Source organism: Kitasatospora sp. NPDC001261, assembly GCF_042896795.1.
Taxonomy (GTDB): Bacteria; Actinomycetota; Actinomycetes; order Streptomycetales; family Streptomycetaceae; genus Kitasatospora.
Map to the genome: position 1 here is coordinate 20,188 of NZ_JBIAXP010000001.1, position 21,271 is coordinate 41,458.

Annotated in this window: 15 protein-coding genes; 5 read left to right on the forward strand and 10 right to left on the reverse strand. The window is 71.8% G+C overall.

Annotation, left to right across the window (positions count from 1 at the left end; genetic code table 11):
* Positions 1 to 117 precede the first annotated feature (117 nt).
* Entirely contained in the window at positions 118 to 1,548 is a 1,431-nt protein-coding gene (pyk, locus tag ACFY4B_RS00110; protein WP_049651553.1) for a pyruvate kinase, read from the reverse strand.
* Between the two features lie 334 nt (positions 1,549 to 1,882).
* Here pyk and ACFY4B_RS00115 point away from each other — a divergent pair, with 334 nt between their 5' ends.
* The 5 genes from ACFY4B_RS00115 (at position 1,883) to ACFY4B_RS00135 (ending at position 7,913) form a co-directional block, all read left to right on the forward strand.
* Positions 1,883 to 2,971, forward strand: coding sequence for a substrate-binding domain-containing protein (locus ACFY4B_RS00115; protein WP_049651552.1), 1,089 nt, complete (start codon positions 1,883 to 1,885; stop codon positions 2,969 to 2,971).
* On the forward strand, positions 2,968 to 4,623 hold the full coding sequence (locus tag ACFY4B_RS00120; protein WP_387966101.1) for a VWA domain-containing protein: 1,656 nt from the start codon (positions 2,968 to 2,970) through the stop codon (positions 4,621 to 4,623). Before ACFY4B_RS00115 ends, ACFY4B_RS00120 begins: the two co-directional genes overlap by 4 nt.
* Entirely contained in the window at positions 4,610 to 5,164 is a 555-nt protein-coding gene (locus ACFY4B_RS00125) for a hypothetical protein (protein ID WP_387966102.1), read from the forward strand. The genes ACFY4B_RS00120 and ACFY4B_RS00125 overlap by 14 nt, the downstream gene beginning before the upstream one ends.
* A gap of 267 nt (positions 5,165 to 5,431) precedes the next feature.
* Positions 5,432 to 7,267 (forward strand): bifunctional metallophosphatase/5'-nucleotidase, encoded by a 1,836-nt coding sequence (locus ACFY4B_RS00130; RefSeq protein ID WP_380743651.1) that lies wholly within the window; start codon positions 5,432 to 5,434, stop codon positions 7,265 to 7,267.
* A 76-nt stretch (positions 7,268 to 7,343) separates the two neighbouring features.
* Complete coding sequence (locus tag ACFY4B_RS00135) at positions 7,344 to 7,913, forward strand: Uma2 family endonuclease (RefSeq protein ID WP_049651206.1); 570 nt, start codon at positions 7,344 to 7,346, stop codon at positions 7,911 to 7,913.
* 55 nt (positions 7,914 to 7,968) lie between these two features.
* On the opposite strand, the gene ACFY4B_RS00140 is transcribed toward ACFY4B_RS00135, so the two are convergent.
* The 9 genes from ACFY4B_RS00140 to ACFY4B_RS00180 form a co-directional block, all read right to left on the reverse strand.
* Entirely contained in the window at positions 7,969 to 9,426 is a 1,458-nt protein-coding gene (locus ACFY4B_RS00140; protein WP_049651207.1) for an aldehyde dehydrogenase family protein, read from the reverse strand.
* A gap of 50 nt (positions 9,427 to 9,476) precedes the next feature.
* Positions 9,477 to 10,343 carry a helix-turn-helix domain-containing protein gene (locus ACFY4B_RS00145; protein WP_387966103.1) on the reverse strand — a complete coding sequence of 289 codons (867 nt, stop codon included), beginning with the start codon at positions 10,341 to 10,343 and terminating at the stop codon, positions 9,477 to 9,479.
* A 324-nt stretch (positions 10,344 to 10,667) separates the two neighbouring features.
* Positions 10,668 to 12,128: a glutamate synthase subunit beta gene (locus ACFY4B_RS00150; RefSeq protein ID WP_049651209.1), complete on the reverse strand. Its 1,461-nt coding sequence runs from the start codon at positions 12,126 to 12,128 to the stop codon at positions 10,668 to 10,670.
* A complete protein-coding gene (gltB, locus tag ACFY4B_RS00155) occupies positions 12,121 to 16,722 on the reverse strand; it encodes a glutamate synthase large subunit (protein WP_198959309.1) in 4,602 nt (1,533 codons plus the stop codon). The genes ACFY4B_RS00150 and gltB overlap by 8 nt, the downstream gene beginning before the upstream one ends.
* 416 nt (positions 16,723 to 17,138) lie before the next feature.
* Complete coding sequence (locus tag ACFY4B_RS00160; protein WP_107418648.1) at positions 17,139 to 17,864, reverse strand: VIT1/CCC1 transporter family protein; 726 nt, start codon at positions 17,862 to 17,864, stop codon at positions 17,139 to 17,141.
* A 159-nt stretch (positions 17,865 to 18,023) separates the two neighbouring features.
* Positions 18,024 to 19,106 (reverse strand): prolipoprotein diacylglyceryl transferase, encoded by a 1,083-nt coding sequence (gene lgt / locus ACFY4B_RS00165; RefSeq protein WP_387966104.1) that lies wholly within the window; start codon positions 19,104 to 19,106, stop codon positions 18,024 to 18,026.
* 118 nt (positions 19,107 to 19,224) lie between these two features.
* A complete protein-coding gene (locus ACFY4B_RS00170) occupies positions 19,225 to 20,088 on the reverse strand; it encodes a thioredoxin domain-containing protein (RefSeq protein ID WP_074000950.1) in 864 nt (287 codons plus the stop codon).
* 51 nt (positions 20,089 to 20,139) lie between these two features.
* Positions 20,140 to 20,649 carry a MauE/DoxX family redox-associated membrane protein gene (locus tag ACFY4B_RS00175; protein ID WP_053112044.1) on the reverse strand — a complete coding sequence of 170 codons (510 nt, stop codon included), beginning with the start codon at positions 20,647 to 20,649 and terminating at the stop codon, positions 20,140 to 20,142.
* Between the two features lie 128 nt (positions 20,650 to 20,777).
* The gene (locus ACFY4B_RS00180; RefSeq protein WP_049651214.1) at positions 20,778 to 20,981 is read right to left on the reverse strand and encodes a hypothetical protein; all 204 of its coding nucleotides are present in this window, start codon (positions 20,979 to 20,981) and stop codon (positions 20,778 to 20,780) included.
* Between the last annotated feature and the right edge of the window lie 290 nt (positions 20,982 to 21,271).

Genomic DNA, 21,271 nt, shown 5'->3' on the forward strand with positions numbered 1-21,271 from the left:
CCCGCCCCGTCAAACAACGCCGGCCCCCGTGGGGTGCCCTCCCCCCTATTGTACGCCCCATTCGGCCCCACGGCATCCCGGGGGGGGGCCCCTGCGGGGCCGCGCCGCCGAGGGGCCTCAGGCGTCCAGCGTCCCCACGTGGTGGACGCGGACGAGGTTGGTGGAGCCGGCCAGGCCGGGGGGTGAGCCGGCGGTGATGACGACGATGTCGCCCTTCTGGCAGCGGCCGAGGGAGAGGAGGGCCGCGTCGACCTGTTCGACCATCTGGTCGGTGGTCGGGGCGAACGGGCCGAGGAAGGTCTCCACGCCCCAGGTGAGGGCGAGTTGGCTGCGTACGGCCGGTTCGTAGGTGAAGGCGAGGACGGGAATGGGCGAGCGGTAGCGGGTGAGCCGGCGGGCGGTGTCGCCGGACTGGGTGAAGGCGATCAGGTACTTGGCGTGCAGGAAGTCGCCGATCTCGGCGGCCGCGCGGGCGACGGCGCCGCCCTGGGTGCGCGGCTTGTTGCCGGTGGTGAGCGGCGGGAGGCCGGCGGCCAGGATGTCGTTCTCGGCGGCCTCGACGATCCGGGCCATGGTCTTGACCGTCTCGACGGGGTACTTGCCGACCGAGGTCTCGCCGGAGAGCATCACCGCGTCCGTCCCGTCGAGGACGGCGTTGGCGACGTCGGAGGCCTCGGCGCGGGTCGGCCGGGAGGTGTTGATCATCGAGTCGAGCATCTGGGTCGCGACGATGACCGGCTTGGCGTTGCGGCGGGCGAGTTTGATGGCGCGCTTCTGGACCAGCGGGACCTGTTCGAGGGGCATCTCCACGCCCAGGTCGCCGCGGGCCACCATGATCCCGTCGAAGGCGTCGACGACGGACTCCAGGTTGTCCACCGCCTGCGGCTTCTCGATCTTGGCGATGACCGGGACGTGCCGCCCCTCCTCCGCCATGATCCGGTGGACGTCCTCGATGTCCCGTCCGCTGCGGACGAACGAGAGCGCGATGAGGTCGGCCCCGGTCCGCAGTGCCCACCGCAGGTCGGCGACGTCCTTGTCGCTGAGTGCGGGGACGGAGACGGAGACGCCGGGGAGGTTGAGGCCCTTGTGGTCGGAGACCAGGCCGCCCTCGATGACGAGGCACCGTACGTGCGGCCCGTCGACGGCGACGACCTCCAGGGTGACCCGGCCGTCGTCGACCAGGATGCGCTCCCCGCGGCCGACGTCCCCGGCGAGCCCGGAGTAGGTGGTTCCGCAGCGGTCCTTGTCCCCCACGACGTCCTTGTCGGTGGAGATGGTGAACTCGTCGCCGCGTTCGAGAAGTACCGGCCCGTGGGCGAAGGTGTCGAGCCGGATCTTCGGGCCTTGAAGGTCGACGAGGACGCCGACGCTGCGGCCGGTCTCGTCGGCGGCCTTGCGGACGCGGCGGTAGCGTTCCTCGTGCTCGGCGTGCAGGCCGTGGCTGAGGTTCAGTCGGGCGATGTCCATCCCGGCGTCGACCAGGGATTTGATCTGGTCGTACGAGTCGGTGGCGGGCCCGAGGGTACAGACGATTTTTGCTCGGCGCATAGTGCTGAGACTAGGCATTACCGACGCGTAACCTCGACGCGGGTCCGGACTGCGGGATGACCGTTGCCGTAAGGCGAGTTGAACAATCTGACACATCCTCGGACCGCTGTGCGAACACCCTTCCCCACGCCCCTCCCGCACTCCCTCCGCACGCCTCCCGCGCCGCCCGCTGCCGCGATGCCGATGCGATTCCGTGAAGGCCTGTTCACCCCTGGTTCATCGCCGCTTCCGCCCCCGCTCCCCGCCCGGCGGGACGCTCGTCACCCCCGGGTCGCGGCCCGGGCGTCCGGGCCACCACCCGGACGAAGGAGCGGGCGAGGGGGAGGCGTTCGGTATGCGACGCGCACTGGGGGTGGTCGCGGCCCTGGTCCTGCTGGGCGGGGTCGGCTACGCGCTGATCGACCACAACGGACCGGACACCAAGACGGTCACCGTCACCGGCCTGATCGGCTCGGAGAAGCGCGCCTTCTTCGAGAACGACGAGGTCAAGGCCGAGTTGGCGAAGCAGGGCCTGCTGGTCCGGGCTGACTCGACCGGCTCCTGGACGATGAGCGACCAGGCGGCCAAGACCCCGGGGCTGGACTTCGCCTTCCCGGCGAGCGCGGCACCGGCCCGGGAGATCCAGCGCATCTGGAAGCTGCAGGACTCCCCGCTGGTGCCGTTCTACTCGCCGCTGGTGATCGTGGCCCACCCGTCGGTGGCCGAGGTCCTGCAGAACAACAAGCTGGCCGAGCTGGACCCCGTCAGCGGCGTCTGGACCTTCCGGATGGACGAGTACGTCAACGCCCTGAAGGGCGGCCGCAGATGGGAGGGCCTGTCCGGCGCCGACAAGCACCCCGAGCTGTCCGGCCAGCTCTTCGTGACCACCACCGACCCGGAGAGTTCGTCCTCCGGCGCGATGTACCTCGCGCTGCTCTCCTACGTCGCCAACAACCACCAGGTGGTGTCGGACGACGCCGGCGTCGCCGCCGTCAAGGACGTCCTGCACACCGCGAACGCGCTGCAGGGCATCCAGAAGAGCAGCAGCGACGAGCCGTTCCGGGACTTCGGCGCGGGGATCGGCAACCCGCTGATCTTCGCGTACGAGTCGCAGGCCGCCACCCTGGCGCTGCAGAACAAGCCGACCGGGGACATGGTGGTGCTGTACCCGGACACCACGGTCTACTCGGACCACACCCTCGTGGCCCACACCGACAGCGGCCGCAAGCTCGCCGACGTCCTCCAGAACGACGAGGTGCTGCGCAACCTGGAGGCCCGGTTCGGCCTGCGGCCGCAGGCCAAGCCGGAGGCCTTCGCGAACCTGATGCGGGAGAAGAAACCGACCTTCGCACCCGATCTGACCGCCGCCAGGATCAAGCAGGCGACCCTGCCCTCGCTGGACAACCTGCAGAAGCTGACCGCCGCGGCGAAGGGGACCAAGTGACCAACCCGACGAAACGCCGCGGCTGGCTCACGGCCGCACTGGCCGCCGTGCTCGCCGCGGCCACCGCCTGCACCTCCACCGGCGGCGGCGACCCCGCCCCGAAGCCCACCGACCCGCCCGCCGAGACGGCCCGCCCCGGGGTGCTGCGCGTCCTGGCCGGCAGTGAACTCCAGGACCTGGCACCGGTCCTGGAGGACGCCCGGAAGGCCACCGGGGTGACCGTGCAGTTCTCCTGGACGGGCACCCTGGACGGCGCGGACACCGTCGCCTCGGGCCGGGCCGACGGCAAGTACGACGCCGTGTGGTTCCCGTCCAACCAGTACCTGCGGCTCGATCCGGCCGGGAAGTCCAAGCTGGTCTCGGAGACCCCGGTGATGGTGTCGCCGGTGGCGATCGGGGTGCGCTCCTCGGCGCTCGGCGAACTCGGCTGGGGCGACGGCTCGAAGGTCACCTGGGCGCAGGTCGGTGCCGCGGCCTCGGCCGGCAAGCTGCCGTACGGGATGGCCGACCCGTCCCGCTCCAACTCGGGCTTCTCCACCCTCGTCGCGGTGGCTTCGGCCTTCTCCGGCGCGGGCGCGGCGCTGACCGACGCGGACGTGCAGAAGGCCGCCCCGCAGCTGAAGGAGTTCTTCAAGGGCCAGAAGCTGACCTCGGGTTCGTCCGGCTGGCTGGCGCAGGCGTACACCCGGGCCGAGTCGGGCGTGGTGGGCGCGCTGGTGAACTACGAGTCGGTGCTGCTGTCGCTGAACCGGACGCTGTCGCCGCAGCAGCAGTTGACCGTGGTGCGGCCGGTGGACGGCGTGGTGTCGGCGGACTACCCGCTCTCGCTGATGTCCTCCGCCGCGCAGGAGCAGCGCGACTCCTTCCAGCGGCTGACCGCGTACCTGCTCAAGGAGGACGTGCAGAAGCGCATCTCCGAGGTGACGCTGCGCCGCCCGGTGACGGCGGGCGCGGCCCCGGCCGCCGGGCTGCCCGCGGACCGCCGCCGGGAGCTGCCGTTCCCGGGCACCAGGGCGGTCGCGGACGGCCTGCTGGCCTCGTACCAGAACGAGCTGCGCCGCCCGTCCCGGACGGTGTACGTGCTGGACACCTCGGGCTCGATGGAGGGCTCGCGGATCGCCGCGCTGAAGAGCGCGCTGGGCCGGCTGACCGGGTCGGACGACACACGCGGGGTGCGCCGCTTCCGGGACCGCGAGGAGATCACGCTGCTCTCCTTCGCCTCCGCGGTGAAGTGGACCAGGACCCACGTGGTGCCGGCCACCGGCGGGACTCCGGGCCCGGAGGCGGAGCTGGCGTCGATCGACGCGGACGTGCAGTCGCTGGCCGCCTCGGGCGGGACGGCGGTGTACTCCTCGCTGGAGGAGGCGTACCGGGTGATCGAGCGCCAGCAGGCCGCGGCCGGCGACGACCGGTTCACCTCGATCGTGCTGATGACCGACGGGGAGAGCAACGCCGGTGCGACGGACGGCGACTTCAAGCGCTTCCACGACGCGCTGCCGGCCGGGGAGAAGGCGATCCCGGTGTTCCCGATCAGATTCGGGGAGGCGGCGGTGAACCAGCTCCAGGGGATCGCGGACCTGAGCGGCGGCAAGCTGTTCGACGGGACGGGCTCGCTGGACGGGGTGTTCGAGGAGATCCGTGGCTACCAGTAACGGGTTCGGCCCCCGGGCGCTGCGCTACCTGGAGTCGGCCCGCAACCTGGTCGGCTGCGCGGGCGGCGCGGTCGGCCTGGGGCTGCACTTCGCCGGGCTGGGCGGGGTCTGGTGGCCGGGGGTCGTGGCGGGGCTGTACGGGGTGGGCGCGCTGCTGACGCCCGCCCCGAAGCCCCGGCCGCCGCTCCCGCCGCGGCCGGAGCCGCAGCCGCCCGAGGTCTCCGCGCCTCCGGCCCCCAAGCCGGAGCCGGTCCCCGCACCGGAGCCCGCCCCCGCGCCCGACCCGGAGCTGGTGGCGCTGGCCGCCTACCTGGACACCGTGCCGCTGCCGCCCTCCGCCGGGGTGGACGGCCTGCTGGCGGCGCTGCGCGCGGCCGGCCCGGGCCCGGTGGCGGAGCGGATCGTCCGGCACCGGCTGCCGGTCGCGGTGGCCGGCTACCTGCGGGCGCGGACCTGGCAGCCCTGGGCGGGGCCGGACGATCCGGACCCGGCGGTCCAGCTGGGCCGCGAGGTCGACCGGTTGGCGGGCGAGCTGGCCTGACCGGGCGTCGGCCGGCCCGCGCCCTTCGCACCTCCGCCCCTCAGGCCTCCGCACCTCCGTACCACCCCACGTCTCCCCCACGCCCGTCACGAACGAGTCGCCAAGATCTCACCTCCTGGACAGGTCAGGGGGCTATTCAGCACCCCGGCTCGCACGGCACACTTCTACGCGCGTCCCTCTACGCGCGTCGACGCGTGCACGCACACTTTTGTTCACGAACACCAGTTGACGGTCCATCCGCCGTCGTCCCACTCGGGAGAGTCGTCCATGACCCTGAACCGCCGTGACTTCGTCACCCGGTCCGCCGCCACCGCCGCCGGCGCAGCCCTGGCCGGCGGTGCCGCCCTGGCCGCCGCCCCCTCCGCCGCGGCCGCCCAGCCGGACGCGGCGGCCGCCAAGGGCCAGCAGCGCAAGCCGCGCACGCAGGCCTTCACCGTCATGGGCACCACCGACCTGCACGGCCGGGTGCTCAACTGGGACTACTTCACCGACGCCGAGTACACCGACAAGGCCCACAACGCGGTCGGCCTCGCCAAGATCTCCACGCTGGCCAACCAGGTGCGCGAGGAGAAGGGCTGGGACCGCTGCCTGCTGATCGACTCCGGCGACACCATCCAGGGCACCCAGCTGTCCTACTACTACGCCCGGATCGAGTCGATCGACACCGAGGCCAACACCGTGCCGGACCACCCGATGGCCGTCGCCATGAACCTCATGGAGTACGACGCCGCCGCGCTCGGCAACCACGAGTTCAACTACGGCATCCCGCTCCTGAAGGCCTACGAGGAGCAGCTGGAGTTCCCGCTGCTGGGCGCCAACGCGCTGAACGCGAAGAACGAGAAGCCGGCCTTCAAGCCGTACGTGATCAAGGAGCTGCGCCTGGGCGGCGGCCGTCCGGTGCGGGTCGGCATCCTCGGCCTGACCAACCCGGGCATCGCGATCTGGGACAAGGCCAACGTCAGCGGCAAGATGGTCTTCCCGGGCATCGTGGAGACCGCCGCCACCTGGGTGCCGAAGATGAAGGCCGCGGGCGCGGACGTCATCGTGGTCTCGGCGCACTCCGGCTGCGACGAGGCGACCACCTGGGGCGACCAGCTGCCGTGGGCCGAGAACGTATCGGTCGCGCTGGCGGAGACCGTCCCGGACATCGACGCGGTGCTGGTGGGCCACGCCCACAAGGAGGTCCCGCAGCGCCTGGTCGTCAACAAGAAGACCGGCCGCACGGTCGTCCTCTCCGAGCCGCTCTGCTACGGCCAGCGGCTGACCTGCTTCGACTTCGAGGTCGAGTTCACCGGCGGCGCCTGGAAGGTCGCCTCGGTCTCCTCCCGGCTGCTGAACTCCAACACCGTGCCGGAGAACCCGGAGATCACCGACGCGATCGCCGGGCAGCACAAGAAGGTCGTCGCGTACGTCAACCAGAACATCGGCACCAGCAAGATCGCGCTGTCGATCGCCGACGCCCCCTTCAAGGCCACCCCGATCATCGACCTGATCGGCAGGGTCCAGGCCGACGCCGTCAAGGCCGCGCTCGCGGGCGGGCAGTACGCCAACCTCCCGGTGCTGGCCCAGGCCGCCCCGTTCAACCGCACCGCCCTGATCCCGTCCGGCCAGGTGAAGCTGCGCGACGCCGCGGGCCTCTACATCTACGAGAACACCCTGGAGGCCCGCATCCTGACGGGCGCCCAGCTCAAGGACTACCTGGAGTACTCGGTCAAGTACTACAACCAGCTCGCCCCGGGCGCCCCGGTCGACAAGGACAAGCTGACCGGCGCCGAGGCCACCCCGGACTACAACTACGACTCGCTCTACGGCCTGAGCTACGACATCGACATCGCCCAGCCGAAGGGCTCGCGGATCGTCAACCTGTCCTTCCAGGGCAAGCCGATCGACCCGGCCGCGGAGTTCGTCCTGGCCGTCAACAACTACCGTGCCAACGGCGGCGGCAACTTCCCGCACGTCGCCAAGGCCAAGATGGTCTGGTCGAACTCCGACGAGATCCGCAACACCATGATCGCCTGGGTGAAGGCCAAGGGCGTCATCGACCCCGCCGAGTTCTTCACCGACTCCTGGCGCCTGGTCCGCGCCGGCCAGCCGGTCTTCTGATCCGCACTCCCCGAGCGAAAGGCCGTCGCCCCGTCCGGCGACGGCCTTTCGGCCTGTCCGGTGGAAGAATGGCGCCATGAGCGAGTTCCAGATCCCCGAGCGCCACGCGAGGCTGCTGGCCTACGCGGAGAGCCTGACGCCTCCGGCCGGGTGGAAGATCGAGATCTCCGGCGACGAGATCATCATGATGGCCGGCCCCTCGGTGATCCACCAGCGCAACCTGCTGCTCGTCCGCGAGCAGTTCGACGCCCACCGCCCCGCCGAAACGATGCCGAGCGAGAACACCGACCTCGCCTCCCCGAACGTCGGCAAGCTCCGCAACCCCGACCTGACCTACATCCCCCTCTCGGCGCTGGAGGAGGGCGGGAACCAGGTCCCCGCCGAGCAGGCGGCCATCGCGGTGGAGATCGTCTCCCCGTCGAACCCGGAGAACGACCTGGTCGGCAAGGTCCGCGACTACCCACTGATGGCCATCCCGCTGTACCTGCTGATCGACCCGCGCGAGGGCGACCTGACGCTCTACGCCGAGCCGTCCGACAGCGGCTACCGCTGGCGCTGGAACGGCAAGTTCGGCGACCCGGTCCCGCTCCCGGCCCCCTTCGGCTTCGAGCTCGCCACCGACGCCCTGCTCCGCTACCCCGCCTGACGCCACGGGCCTCCCGGCGGCAGCCGCCGGGAGGCCCTCGCGTCCGAACCGCGGGTCAGAAGGGGAAGACCGCGCGCTCGTGCTGGACGGATATCCACTTCAGGGTGGTGAAGGCGTCCACCGTGGACTCGCCGTTGAGGCGGCCGACGCCGGAGTTCTTCTCGCCGCCGAAGGGCACGCCCGGCTCGTCGGCGATGGTGCCGCCGTTGACGTGGATCATGCCGGTCTCGATCCGCTGGGCGAGCTTCACGCCGCGCTCGGTGTTCCCGGTGTGCACCGCGCCGCTGAGTCCGAAGGGCGTGGCGTTGGCGAGCCGGACGGCCTCGTCCTCGCCGTCGAAGGGCACCAGCAGGACGACCGGGCCGAAGAGTTCGGTCCGCAGGATCGGCGCGTCCTCGGCCAGGCCGGTGAGGACCACCGGCTCCATCAGGCTGCCGACCGTGTCGCCGCGCAGCAGCGCGGTGGCGCCGGCCGCGACGGCCTGGTCGACCTGGGCGCGCAGGCCGTCGGCCTGGACGGGGTTGATCAGCGGGCCGATGTGGGTGGCCGGGTCCCGCGGGTCGCCGACGGTGAGCGAGGCGACCTTGGCGACGAACTTCTCGGTGAACTCGGCCTCGACGGACCGGTCCACCAGCACCCGGTTGGCGGCCATGCAGACCTGTCCCTGGTGGACGAAGCGGCTGAACACCGCGGCGTCGACGGCGTGGTCCACGTCGGCGTCGTCCAGCACGATCAGCGCGCTGTTGCCGCCGAGTTCCAGGACGGTGCGCTTGAAGTGCCCGGCGGCGACGGTGGCGACGTGCCGGCCGACCTTGTCGGAGCCGGTGAAGGAGATCACCTTGGGCACCGGGTGCTCCAGGAAGCTGTCGCCGATCTCGGCGATGTCGGTGATCACCACGTTCAGCAGGCCGGGCGGGAGCCCCGCGTCCTCGAAGAGCTTGGCGATCAGCCCGCCGCCGACCACCGGGGTCTCCTGGTGCGGCTTGAGGACGACGCCGTTGCCGAGCGCGAGCGCCGGGGCGACGGCCTTGAGCGCCAGGAACAGCGGGAAGTTGAACGGGCTGATCACGCCGACCACGCCGACCGGCAGCCGGTAGAGGCGGTTCTCCCGGCCCTGGGCGGGCGAGGTCAGCAGCCGGCCCTCGGGGGCCACCGACAGGTGCAGGCACTCCCGCAGCACGTCCTTGACCAGCGACAGTTCGAAGCCCGCCTTCAGCGCGGTGCCGCCGAGTTCCGCCATGACCGCCTGGACGATCTCCGGCTCGCGCTCCTCCAGCAGCCGCAGCGCGCGCTCGAAGACCAGCCGCCGCTGGTAGGGGTTGGTGGCGGCCCACTGCTTCTGGGCGCGCTCGGCGGCGCGGTAGGCCAGGTCGACCTCGGCGACGGTGGCGACGGTGATGGTGGCGAGCTTGTCGCCGGTGTAGGGGTCGACGTCGACGATGTCCCAGGAGCCGCTGCCGCTGCGCCACTCACCATCGATGTACTGCAGGGCCAACTCGGAGAAGTACGACATCTGATCCCTCTCATGCACCCGACCTGATGGGGGATCATCGTACTGACGTATTACAGTTCCTGGCGCACGGAATGGAGCAGGTCGCGGGTCAGTGCCGGGCTCAGGCTGTCGGCGACCAGGTCGTCCATCGCGTGCCGGTACTCGGCCACCTCGGCGGGCTTGTCGAGGTAGAGCGCGGTGGTGAACTGCTCCAGGTACACCACGTCCGACAGTTCGGCCTCGGCGAAGCCCAGGACGGTGAACGCGCCGCTCTCGGCGCTCAGCCCGGCGTTGCCCAGCGGCAGCACCTGGAGCCGGACGTTGGGCAGTTCGCTCAGCTCCAGCAGCCGGTCCAGCTGGCCCCGCATCAGCTCCGCGCCGCCCCAGGGCCGGCGCAGCGCGGCCTCGTCCAGTACCGCGACCAGCTGCGGCGCCCGCTCGCCGGTCAGCACCGCCTGCCGCTTGAGCCGTACGTCGACCCGGCGCTCGATCTCCTCCGGCCCGGTGGCGTGGCAGCCGGCGGTGACCACGGCCCGGGCGTAGTCGGCGGTCTGGAGCAGCCCGTGGACGAACTGGACCTCGTAGCTGCGGATCTCGGCCGCGGCCTCCTCCAGTCCCAGGTAGTTCTGGAACCAGCCGGGCAGGACGTCCCCGTACTCGTGCCACCAGGAGCTGGCGTTGGCGTCGCGCAGCAGTCCGAGGACGGTGGCCCGCTCCTGTTCGACCTCGACCCCGTACAGGGTGAGCAGGTCGGCGACGTCCCGTTCCTTGAAGCCGACCCGGCCGAGCTCCATGCGGCTGATCTTGGACTCGGAGGCCCGGATCGAGTACCCGGCCTCCTCCCGGCTGACGCCTCTGGCCTCGCGGAGCTTGCGCAGCTGGGTACCGAGCAGCAGGCGCCGTACCGTGGCGCCCCCGCCTGCCTGAGTCGTGCCCATCGACGTCATCCTCCGCGCTCGCCCAGCCCCCCGGCCGTCGGCCGCAGTCTGCCACCTGGCACCGACGAACAACAGCCCACTGTCCCGGAACCCGCCGGGCGCCGAACAACTCCGGCCGTTTGTCCGAGAGTTGCCGCGGCCCGGGGAGGGGTCAGGGGCCGCCGCGGGGGTACGCGACGGCGCCCGCCCTCCAACTGGTCGGGGAAGAGGGCAGGCGCCAGGAGACCGCGTTGGCCCGGCGACTCTGACGGGGGCAGCGGGTTGAGCTCCCGGCGATGCGGCGCCGGGGGTTCGGGGTGGGCCGGTCGGAGCGTCCGGGGCCCGTCAGACCACCAGGGGGCGGTCGGTGGGCCGGATCGGCGCGGGAAGCGGGGTCTTGCCGCCGAGGTACTTGTCCACCGCCGCGGCGGCCGAGCGGCCTTCCGCGATGGCCCAGACGATCAGCGACTGGCCACGGCCGGCGTCTCCGCAGACGTACACGCCATCGACATTGGTGGCGAACCGGCCATCGCGGGCAATGTTACCGCGCGCGTCGAGGTCCGCTCCCAGCTGCTCGACCAGCCCGTTGCGCACGTCCGTCCCGGTGAAGCCCATGGCCAGGGTGACCAGCTGGGCCGGGATGGCCCGCTCGGTGCCGGGGACCTGCTCGAACCGGCCGTCCCTGAACTCCACCTCGACGAGGTGCAGCTCCTGGACGTTGCCGTCCTCGTCGCCGCTGAAGTGGGTGGTGCTGACCGAGTAGATCCGCTCGCCGCCCTCCTCGTGCGCGGAGGTGACCTTGTACGTCATCGGCATGGTCGGCCACGGCTGGTGCCCGGGCCGGTCCTCGCCGGGCCGCGGCATGATCTCCAGCTGGGTGACGGAGGCCGCCCCCTGCCGGTGGGCGGTGCCGACGCAGTCCGCGCCGGTGTCGCCGCCGCCGATCACGACCACGTGCTTGCCCTTGGCGCTGATCGGGGACTCCACGAAGTCGCCCTCCTGCACCTTGTTGGCCAGCGGCAGGTACTCCATGGCCTGGTGGACGCCCTTGAGCTCGCGCCCGGGCACCGGCAGGTCGCGGGCGGTGGTGGCGCCGGCCGCGACGACCACGGCGTCGAAGCGCTCGCGCAGCTGCTGCCCGGTGATGTCCTCGCCGACGTGCACGCCGGTGCGGAACCGGGTGCCCTCCGCCCGCATCTGCTCGATGCGGCGGTTGATGTGGCGCTTCTCCATCTTGAACTCGGGGATGCCGTAGCGCAGCAGTCCGCCGATCCGGTCGGCCCGCTCGTACACGACGACGGTGTGCCCGGCGCGGGTGAGCTGCTGGGCGGCGGCGAGGCCGGCCGGGCCGGAGCCGACGACGGCGACGGTCTTGCCGGAGAGCCGCTCCGGGACCTGCGGGGTGACCCCGCCGCGGTCCCAGGCCTTGTCGATGATGGTGACCTCGACGTTCTTGATGGTCACCGCGTCCTGGTTGATGCCGAGGACGCACGCGGACTCGCACGGGGCCGGGCACAGGCGGCCGGTGAACTCCGGGAAGTTGTTGGTGGCGTGCAGCCGCTCGATCGCGCCGACGAAGTCGTCCCGGTAGGCCAGGTCGTTCCACTCGGGGATGAGGTTCCCGAGCGGGCAGCCGTTGTGGCAGAACGGGATGCCGCAGTCCATGCAGCGGCCGGCCTGCTTGGTGATGATCGGCAGGAGGCTGCGCTCGACGTAGACCTCGTTCCAGTCCCGCAGACGGACGTCCACGGGGCGGCGCTCGGCCAGCTGCTTGGGCGTGGTCAGGAAGCCCTTGGGGTCAGCCATTAGCCGCCTCCATCATCTTGCGAGTGGTCTCGGCCTCGGAGAGGCCATCGCGCTCAGCGGCGTCCTTGGCGGCGAGCACTGCCTTGTAGTCGGTCGGCATGATCTTGGAGAAGCGGGAGACCCCGCTGCCCCAGTCCGCCAGGAGTTCGGCGGCGACGGTGGAGCCGGTCTCCTCGTAGTGCTGCTGCACGGTCTCGCGCAGCCAGTCGCGGTCGGCGGCGGTGGGGGCCTCGATGCCCACCATGCCGTCGTTGACGTTCGCGGGGCGCAGGTCCAGGACGTACGCGATGCCGCCGGACATGCCCGCCGCGAGGTTGCGCCCGGTCTCGCCGAGGACGACGACCCGGCCGCCGGTCATGTACTCCAGGCCGTGGTCGCCGACGCCCTCGACCACCAGGGTGGCCCCGGAGTTGCGGACGGCGAAGCGCTCGCCGGCCTTGCCGCGCAGGTGGACCCGGCCCGCGGTGGCACCGTAGCCGATGGTGTTGCCGGCGATGACGTGGTTCTGCGCGTCGTTGCCGATGGCGGCCGCCTCGCGGGCCGGGCGGACGATCACCACGCCGCCGGAGAGGCCCTTGCCGACGTAGTCGTTGGCGTCGCCCTCCAGCCGCAGGGTCACGCCGCGCGGCAGGAACGCGCCGAAGGACTGCCCGGCGGAGCCGGTGAAGGTGACGTCGATGGTCCCCTCCGGCAGGCCCTCGCCCCGGTACCGCTTGGTCACCTCGTGGCCGAGCATGGTGCCGACGGTGCGGTTGACGTTGCGGATCGGCAGCTGGATCCGGACGGTCTCGCCGCGCTCCAGCGCGTCCTCGGCGAGGGCGATCAGCTGGTTGTCCAGGGCCTTGTCCAGCGCGTGGTCCTGGGTGGTGGTGCGGTGGCGGGCGGCCCCCTCGGGCAGCGCCGGCACGTGGAACAGCGGGGCGAGGTCCAGCCCGGCGGCCTTCCAGTGGTCGATCGCGGCCCGGGCGTCGATGTGCTCGGCGCGGCCGACGGCCTCCTCGATCGAGCGGAAGCCCAGCGAGGCCAGGATCTCCCGGACCTCCTCGGCGATGAACTCGAAGAAGTTGACCACGAACTCGGGCTTGCCGGAGAACCGCTCGCGCAGCACCGGGTTCTGGGTGGCGACGCCGACCGGGCAGGTGTCCAGGTGGCAGACCCGCATCATGATGCAGCCGGAGACCACCAGCGGGGCGGTCGCGAAGCCGAACTCCTCGGCGCCGAGCAGCGCGGCGATGACCACGTCGCGGCCGGTCTTCAGCTGGCCGTCGGTCTGGACGACGATGCGGTCGCGCAGCCCGTTCAGCAGCAGGGTCTGCTGGGTCTCGGCGAGGCCGAGCTCCCAGGGGCCGCCCGCGTGCTTCAGCGAGGTGAGCGGCGAGGCGCCCGTCCCGCCGTCGTGCCCGGAGACCAGGACGACGTCGGCGTGCGCCTTGGACACGCCGGCCGCGACCGTGCCGACGCCGACCTCGGAGACCAGCTTCACGTGGATGCGGGCCGCCGGGTTGGCGTTCTTGAGGTCGTGGATCAGCTGCGCCAGGTCCTCGATCGAGTAGATGTCGTGGTGCGGCGGCGGCGAGATCAGGCCGACGCCCGGGGTGGAGTGCCGGGTCCTGGCGACCCACGGGTAGACCTTGTGGCCGGGCAGCTGGCCGCCCTCGCCGGGCTTGGCGCCCTGGGCCATCTTGATCTGGATGTCGTCGGCGTTGACGAGGTACTCGGAGGTGACGCCGAACCGGCCGGAGGCGACCTGCTTGATCGCCGAGCGGCGCTCCGGGTCGTACAGGCGGTCCGGGTCCTCGCCGCCCTCGCCGGTGTTGGACTTGCCGCCGAGGCGGTTCATCGCGATGGCCAGGGTCTCGTGCGCCTCGCGGGAGATCGAGCCGTACGACATGGCGCCGGTGGAGAAGCGCCGGACGATCGCGGAGACCGGCTCGACCTCCTCGACCGGGATCGGCTCCCGCTCCAGGCCGTTCAGCCGGAACAGGCCGCGCAGCGTCATCAGCCGCTCGGACTGCTCGTTCACCCGGTCCGTGTACTGCTTGAAGATGTCGTACCGGCGGTTGCGGGTGGCGTGCTGGAGGCGGAAGACGGTGTCCGGGTCGAACAGGTGCGGCTCGCCCTCGCGGCGCCACTGGTACTCGCCGCCGATCTCCAGCGCGCGGTGCGCGGCCGGGATGCCGGAGGCCGGGTACGCCTTGGCGTGCCGGGCGGCGGTCTCGCGGGCGATCTCCTCCAGGCCGATGCCGCCGAGCTTGGTGGTGGTGCCGGAGAAGTAGCCGTCGACGAGGTCCTGGGAGAGGCCGATGGCCTCGAAGACCTGGGCGCCGCGGTAGGAGGCGACGGTCGAGATGCCCATCTTGGACATGACCTTGAGCACGCCCTTGCCGAGCGCCTTGATCAGGTTGCGGATCGCCTTCTCGGGCTCGACGCCCTCGATGAACACGCCCTGGGCGACCAGGTCCTCGACGGACTCCATCGCCAGGTACGGGTTGACCGCCCCGGCGCCGTAGCCGATCAGCAGCGCGACGTGGTGCACCTCGCGGACGTCGCCCGCCTCGACCAGCAGCGACACCCGGGTGCGCTGCTTGGTGCGGATCAGGTGGTGGTGCACGGCCGAGGTGAGCAGCAGCGAGGGGATCGGCGCGTGCTCGGCGTCGGAGTGCCGGTCGGAGAGCACGACGATCCGGGCGCCGTCGGCGATCGCCGCGTCGGCCTCGGCGGCGATCTCGGCGAGCCGGGAGGCCAGGCCCTCGCCGCCGGAGGCGACCTTGTAGAGGCCGGAGAGCGTGACGGCCTTCAGGCCGGGCTGGTCGCCGTCGGCGTTGATGTGGACGAGCTTGGCGAGCTCGTCGTTGTCGATCACGGGGAAGGTGATCCCGACCGAGCGGCAGGACGCGGCCTCGGCGGCCAGCAGGTTGCCCTCCGGGCCGAGGTTGGACAGCAGCGAGGTGACGAGCTCCTCGCGGATGGCGTCCAGCGGCGGGTTGGTGACCTGCGCGAAGAGCTGCACGAAGTAGTCGAACAGCAGGCGCGGCTTCTCGCTCAGCGCGGCGATCGGCGAGTCGGTGCCCATCGAGCCGAGCGCCTCGGCGCCGGTGCGCGCCATCGGCGCGAGGATGACCCGCAGCTCCTCCTCGGTGTAGCCGAAGGTCTGCTGGCGGCGGGTGACGGAGGCGTGGGTGTGGAAGATGTGCTCGCGCTCGGGCAGCTTGGCGAGCTGGATCTGCCCGCCGTCGACCCACTCCTGGTAGGGGTGCTCGGCGGCGAGGGCGGACTTGACCTCCTCGTCCGGGACGATCCGGCCCTCGGCGGTGTCCACCAGGAACATCCGGCCGGGCTGGAGGCGGCCCTTCCGGACGACCTTCTCCTGCTCGATGTCGAGGACGCCGACCTCGGAGGAGAGGACGACCAGGCCGTCCTCGGTGATCCAGTACCGGGCCGGGCGCAGGCCGTTGCGGTCGAGCACGGCGCCGATCTGGTTGCCGTCGGTGAAGGTGACGCAGGCCGGGCCGTCCCAGGGCTCCATCAGGTTGGAGTGGTACTGGTAGAAGGCGCGGCGGTCCGGGCTCATGGTGGCGTGGTTCTCCCACGCCTCCGGAATCATCATCAGCACCGAGTGCGGCAGCGAGCGGCCGCCGAGGTGGAGCAGCTCCAGGACCTCGTCGAAGGAGGCGGAGTCGGAGTGCTCCGGCGTGCAGATCGGGAAGATCCGCTCCAGGCCCTGGCCCTTGCTGTTGGCCGGGATGAGGTCGGTCGCGAGCTGCGACTCCCGGGCGTGCATCCAGTTGCGGTTGCCCTTGACCGTGTTGATCTCGCCGTTGTGCGCGACGAAGCGGTACGGGTGGGCGAGCGGCCAGCTCGGGAAGGTGTTGGTGGAGAACCGCGAGTGCACCAGGCCGATCGCGGACGCGTAGCCGCGGTCCGACAGGTCGGGGAAGAAGGGCTCCAGCTGGCCGGTGGTCAGCATGCCCTTGTAGACGATGGTGCGCGCGGACAGCGACGGGAAGTACACCCCGGCCTCGCGCTCGGCCCGCTTGCGGACCACGAAGGCGGTCCGGTCGAGCTCGATGCCGGCCGTGCCGTCCTTCGCCAGGAAGAGCTGCCGGAACCGCGGCATCACGCTGCGCGCGGTGGCGCCGAGCAGGTCCGGGGTGACGGGGACGTCGCGCCAGCCGAGGACGGTCGTGCCCTCCTCGGCGGCGATGGCCTCGATCCGCGCGACGGCGGCGGCGTCCTTCTCGTCGTCCTCGGGGAGGAAGGCGATGCCGACGGCGTAGGAGCCGGCCGCCGGGAGCTCGAAGGGGACCTTCCCGCGCAGGAAGGCGTCCGGGACCTGGGTCAGGATGCCGGCGCCGTCGCCGGAGTCCGGCTCGGCGCCGGTGGCGCCGCGGTGCTCCAGGTTGCGCAGGACGTTCAGCGCCTGCTCGACGATGGTGTGGTCGGCGATGCCCGTCAGCGTGGCGACGAAACCGACGCCACAGGCGTCGTGCTCGTTCCGCGGGTCGTACAGGCCCTGGGCAGCAGGTCGCGCATCCGGCACGAGCGCGTACGGCTGGCGGGCGGCGCCGGCCTGGGGCTCGTTGGCGGAGTGCATGGATGCAGACAGCATCGGCTCTCCCGTCGTCGTCTTTCGGCAAGGTGGTGCAAGGAGGGACGACGTTGGCCCTGATGCGATGGTGCGGTGTCGTGCGAGTTACATGATGCCCACGATCCCGAGAAGCGGAATATCCCGTCCACATGGCGGGACGGTGCGCAGGTCGGGGGGCGTGTGAGAGGACGTGCCACAGTGCACGTCCCGACGATTGTGCCCAACCGTCCACCGCCTGAAACAGGGGCGAAACCGGGCCGCCACAGAAGCCGATCATGGACGCCTGGGAATCCATCCCGGGAGCCCGTCCGCGGATGCGAATCCGCGGCTCGAAGGCCCGGATGCTGAGACACTGCCAGGCGCCGCCCGAGGCCCATGTGTGAAACGTCACCCACTCACCAGCATAACCATGCACGCCATGGTCACCCCAGATGGCCGCCGATCAGCCACCCGAGCAGGTAGGTCACCCCGGCTGCCGCGCCGCCCAGCACCAGCTGCCGCAGCCCGCTGAACCACCAGCTGCGCGCCGTCACCCGGGCCACCACCGCGCCGCACAGGAACAGCCCGGCCCCCGCCAGCAGCATCGCCGGCAGCAGCGCGGTCGCCCCCAGCAGGTACGGCAGCAGCGGCAGCAGCGCACCGAGCGCGAAGCACAGGAACGACGAGCCGGCCGCCACCAGCGGCGAGGGCAGGTCGGTCGGGTCGACGCCCAGCTCCTCGCGGGCGTGCACCTCCAGGGCCAGCTCCGGGTCCGCGGACAGCTGCCGGGCCACCTCGTGGGCCAGCTCCGGGTCCACCCCGCGCGAGACGTACAGCTGGGCCAGCTCGGCCAGCTCCCCGTGCGGGTTGCGGCTCAGCTCCAGCCGCTCGGCCTCGATCTCGGCCTGCACCAGCTCCCGCTGCGAGGCCACCGAGGTGTACTCCCCCGCCGCCATCGAGCAGGCGCCGGCCGCCAGGCCCGCCAGCCCGGTCAGGATCACCGTCCCGTTGGACGCCGCCCCGCCGACCACGCCGGTCATCAGCGCGAAGTTGGACACCAGCCCGTCCACCGCGCCGAACACGGCCGGCCGCAGCCAGCCGCCGTTGACGTCCCGGTGGTGGTCCGCCGCGGGTATCCGGGGCTGGTGCCCGGCGTCGGCCTCCATCATGGTCGCACTCATCGTCGTTCCCCTCCGTCGTCGTTCGTCAGCCCTGAACGTAGCCCATCTGACCTGGGCATTTCCAGCAAAGTAAGGCTGTCCGAACACCACTGAGGCCACCCTTCGCGAGCCTCGCGAAGGGTGGCCTCAGCCGGGGGAACTCCCAGGTCAGATCGGGTTCTTGACGTCCTCGCCGGCCGTCTCGGCGGCCGGCTTCCCGTCCACGGGCCCGGCTGGCTTCCGCAGAACCGGCTTCCCGTCGGCCTTCTCCTCGGCCTTGCCGTCGGTCTTCTCCTCGGCCTTCCCAACCTTCTCGTCGGACTTCCCGGCCTTCTTGCCGCCCTTGCCCTCGCCCCGGGCGGCCTCCGTCGCGGCACCGCCCGTCGCGGCGGCCTCCGCCGCGGCGTCCCGCTCCTCCTGCGCGGCCGGATCGATGCTCGCCGGGTCCTCCCGCCCGGGCCGCTTCCTGCCCACGATCACGAAGTACGCCACCGCGCCCACGAACACCGCGATGGACACCCAGTCGTTCAGCCGCAGGCCGAAGTAGACGTGCGCGTCGTCGATCCGCAGCCACTCGATCCAGAACCGGCCCACCGTGTACGCGGCCACGTACAGCGCGAACGCCCGGCCGTGGCCCAGCGTGAAGCGGCGGTCCGCCCAGATCACCAGCAGCGCGACACCGACGCACCACAGCGACTCGTACAGGAAGGTCGGCTGGTAGACGCCCTTCACGACCTCGCCGTTGGGCAGCGTCTTGTCGATCTCCAGGCCCCACGGCAGGGTGGTCGACCGGCCGTACAGCTCCTGGTTGAAGTAGTTGCCCCAGCGGCCCAGCGCCTGCGCGAGGGCGATGCCCGGCGCGATGGCGTCGGCGTACGCGGGCAGCGGCACGCCCCGGCGGCGGGCGCCGATCCAGGCGCCGACCGCGCCCAGCGCGACCGCGCCCCAGATGCCGAGGCCGCCCTCCCAGATCTTGAGGGCGTCCCAGGGGTTCTTCCCCTCGGCGAAGTACAGGCGGCCGCCGTCGGTGATCACGTGGTAGAGGCGGCCGCCGACCAGGCCGAACGGCACGGCCCACACGGCGATGTCGCCGACGGTGTGCTTGGCACCGCCCCGGGCGACCCAGCGCTTGCTGCCGAGCCAGACGGCCACGACGACACCGAGGATGATGCAGAAGGCGTAGGCGCGCAGCGGGATCGGTCCGAGGTACAGGACGCCCCGCGACGGGCTGGGAATGTAGGCGATATCCATGGCAGTTCCGACGCTACAGGGTCCGAAGGCCCGCTCGGACACCCTTGGGGTCACAGAAACCGAACAACGGGCCGCGCCGCCGCCTCCGGACGGGGAGGGGCGGCGCGGCCCGGCGGGCTCAGCCGGCCGTCGGCGACGGGTTGTTGGCCTCCGAGGCGGTGCCGGTCGGCGCCGGGGTCTGCCCGTGCGAACCCGCCGTGCCCAGCTGCTTGCCCTGGTTCGCGGCGTCCACCCACTTCGCCAGGTTCGCCGGGGTGATCTCCTCGCTGCCGTTCTTCGGGTAGACCGGCTGGCCGTTGAGCAGCACCGTCGGCGTGGACTTGAAGCTGGACTTGTCGAAGTCCTGCTGCACCGCGGACACCCAGCCGCCGAACCTGCTGTCCTTGACGCAGGACTGGAACGCGGGCGTGTCCAGGCCGTTGACCTGCTTGGCCAGGCCGAGCAGCACGGCCTTGTCGCCGAAAGCGTCGTTGGTCTCGTCCGGCTGGTTGCGGTACAGCACGTCGTGGAAGTCCCGGAAGTGCCCGGCGTCCTGGGCGCAGCCCAGCGCGTTGGCGCCGTTCCGGGATCCCTTGCCCGCCACGGCCCGGTCGATGAACGACACGATGTGGTAGTTCGTGTAGATCTTCCCGGCGTCCTCCAGCTGGTCGATGGTCGACGAGAACTCGCGCTCGAAGGTGCCGCAGGCGGGGCAGCGCGGGTCCTCGTAGACGGTGAGGACGGAGGGCGCGTTGTCGGCGCCGACCGGGATGACCAGGTTCTTGTCGCCGATCGTCCCGGCCGGGGCGGCGACCGGCGTCTCCGGCTTGGAGCGCTGGTTCTGCACCACGACGCCGACGATCACCGCGGCGGCGATCACCGCGAGCACGGAGCCGCCCACGATCAGCTTCTTCTTGCGCCGGGAGGAGGCCTCGTCGGCCGCCCGCTGCTCCAGCATCCGCTCACGGGCGGTGCGCTTGCCTTCTCGGTTCTTCTCGCTCATTGCGTTGACATCCACGGTCGGGGCCTTCGTCGGGGTGCAGGGATGTGGGGGTCAGCTCGCCAGCCAGCCGTCCGCCGACAGCCGGGTGCGGGGCCGCCACAGCAGCCACCCGGCCAGCAGCAGGAACCCGGTGTCGCGCAGGATCTCCTGGAGGTACTCCGTCTGGGACGCGTCGACGTGCCCGCCGCCGCCGAAGCAGCCGCAGTCGATCGAGATGCCGCGCGCCCAGGCGGAGGCGATCCCGGCGATGAAGGCCAGCAGCAGGAGCGCGGAGACCCCGGCCACCAGCCGGACGCCGAGGCCCACCACCAGCAGCAGGGCCAGCGCCAGCTCCAGGAACGGCAGGCCGTAGCCGATCGGCTTGACCAGGCCCTCGGGGAGGATCTCGTAGGCCCGGACGGCCTGCGCGGCCTCCGCCGGGTCGGAGATCTTCGCCAGCCCGGCCCACCCCCAGACCACCGCGAGGCCGAGCCGGACGACCGTGCCGAGCCACTCGCTCCAGGCCGGCACCGGCCGCCCCGCGGTCGGCGTGGGCGCGGAGCCACCGGGCTGCGCGGTCATCAGGGAACCCCCCTCGGGAAACTCGTTCACTCCCTGAGGAACCGTCGGGGGCGGAGGGGGGTTTCTCCGCGGTCGGGAATGACGCCGGATGAGTGACGTTCCGTCCGAACAGTCCGAACACCCGAGCGTCAGCGGCACCCCGCCAACCACCCCGCCTCGAACAGGTCGGGGTGCCGGGCCGCCTCCGCGCACGCCACCGCCTCCCGCTCCGCCCGCTCGGCGCCCCGCTTCGCCAACGCGTGGCCCACCTCCACGTGCACCCCGACCGCGCCGACGAGCACCACCACGGCCGCCGCCGCCCGCAGCAGGACGGCCCGCTGGACACTCCGCACCGGCTCACCCCTTCCCGCTCGCCCCGGCAACCGTTCGTGCACTCCTCCCTCCTCTCAACGTCCGCCAACCCCGCCTGATGCGTGTCCCCACCCCTTGTTCACCCGTTCGGGTCCGCACTCCGGTCGGCGCGCACGGCAAATGCCGCGCGCCCGGGGCCGCGCCCCTCAGGAGCGCGGCCCCGGAAACACGCCCACGAAAAGACCGGCGGCCCCCCCCACCCCCGGGGGGGGGGGGCGCCCCCCCCGGGGCCCCACCCCGCGGGGCCCCCCCCCCCCGCCCCCCGGCCCCG

Excerpts from the sequence above, each read along its gene's own strand:
- pyk (WP_049651553.1), bottom strand. The coding sequence starts at position 1,548 with ATGCGCCGAGCAAAAATCGTCTGTACCCTCGGGCCCGCCACCGACTCG.
- ACFY4B_RS00115 (WP_049651552.1), top strand. The coding sequence starts at position 1,883 with ATGCGACGCGCACTGGGGGTGGTCGCGGCCCTGGTCCTGCTGGGCGGG.
- ACFY4B_RS00130 (WP_380743651.1), top strand. The coding sequence starts at position 5,432 with ATGACCCTGAACCGCCGTGACTTCGTCACCCGGTCCGCCGCCACCGCC.
- ACFY4B_RS00135 (WP_049651206.1), top strand. The coding sequence starts at position 7,344 with ATGAGCGAGTTCCAGATCCCCGAGCGCCACGCGAGGCTGCTGGCCTAC.
- ACFY4B_RS00140 (WP_049651207.1), bottom strand. The coding sequence starts at position 9,426 with ATGTCGTACTTCTCCGAGTTGGCCCTGCAGTACATCGATGGTGAGTGG.
- ACFY4B_RS00145 (WP_387966103.1), bottom strand. The coding sequence starts at position 10,343 with ATGGGCACGACTCAGGCAGGCGGGGGCGCCACGGTACGGCGCCTGCTG.
- ACFY4B_RS00150 (WP_049651209.1), bottom strand. The coding sequence starts at position 12,128 with ATGGCTGACCCCAAGGGCTTCCTGACCACGCCCAAGCAGCTGGCCGAG.
- gltB (WP_198959309.1), bottom strand. The coding sequence starts at position 16,722 with ATGCACTCCGCCAACGAGCCCCAGGCCGGCGCCGCCCGCCAGCCGTAC.
- ACFY4B_RS00160 (WP_107418648.1), bottom strand. The coding sequence starts at position 17,864 with ATGATGGAGGCCGACGCCGGGCACCAGCCCCGGATACCCGCGGCGGAC.
- lgt (WP_387966104.1), bottom strand. The coding sequence starts at position 19,106 with ATGGATATCGCCTACATTCCCAGCCCGTCGCGGGGCGTCCTGTACCTC.
- ACFY4B_RS00170 (WP_074000950.1), bottom strand. The coding sequence starts at position 20,088 with ATGAGCGAGAAGAACCGAGAAGGCAAGCGCACCGCCCGTGAGCGGATG.
- ACFY4B_RS00175 (WP_053112044.1), bottom strand. The coding sequence starts at position 20,649 with ATGACCGCGCAGCCCGGTGGCTCCGCGCCCACGCCGACCGCGGGGCGG.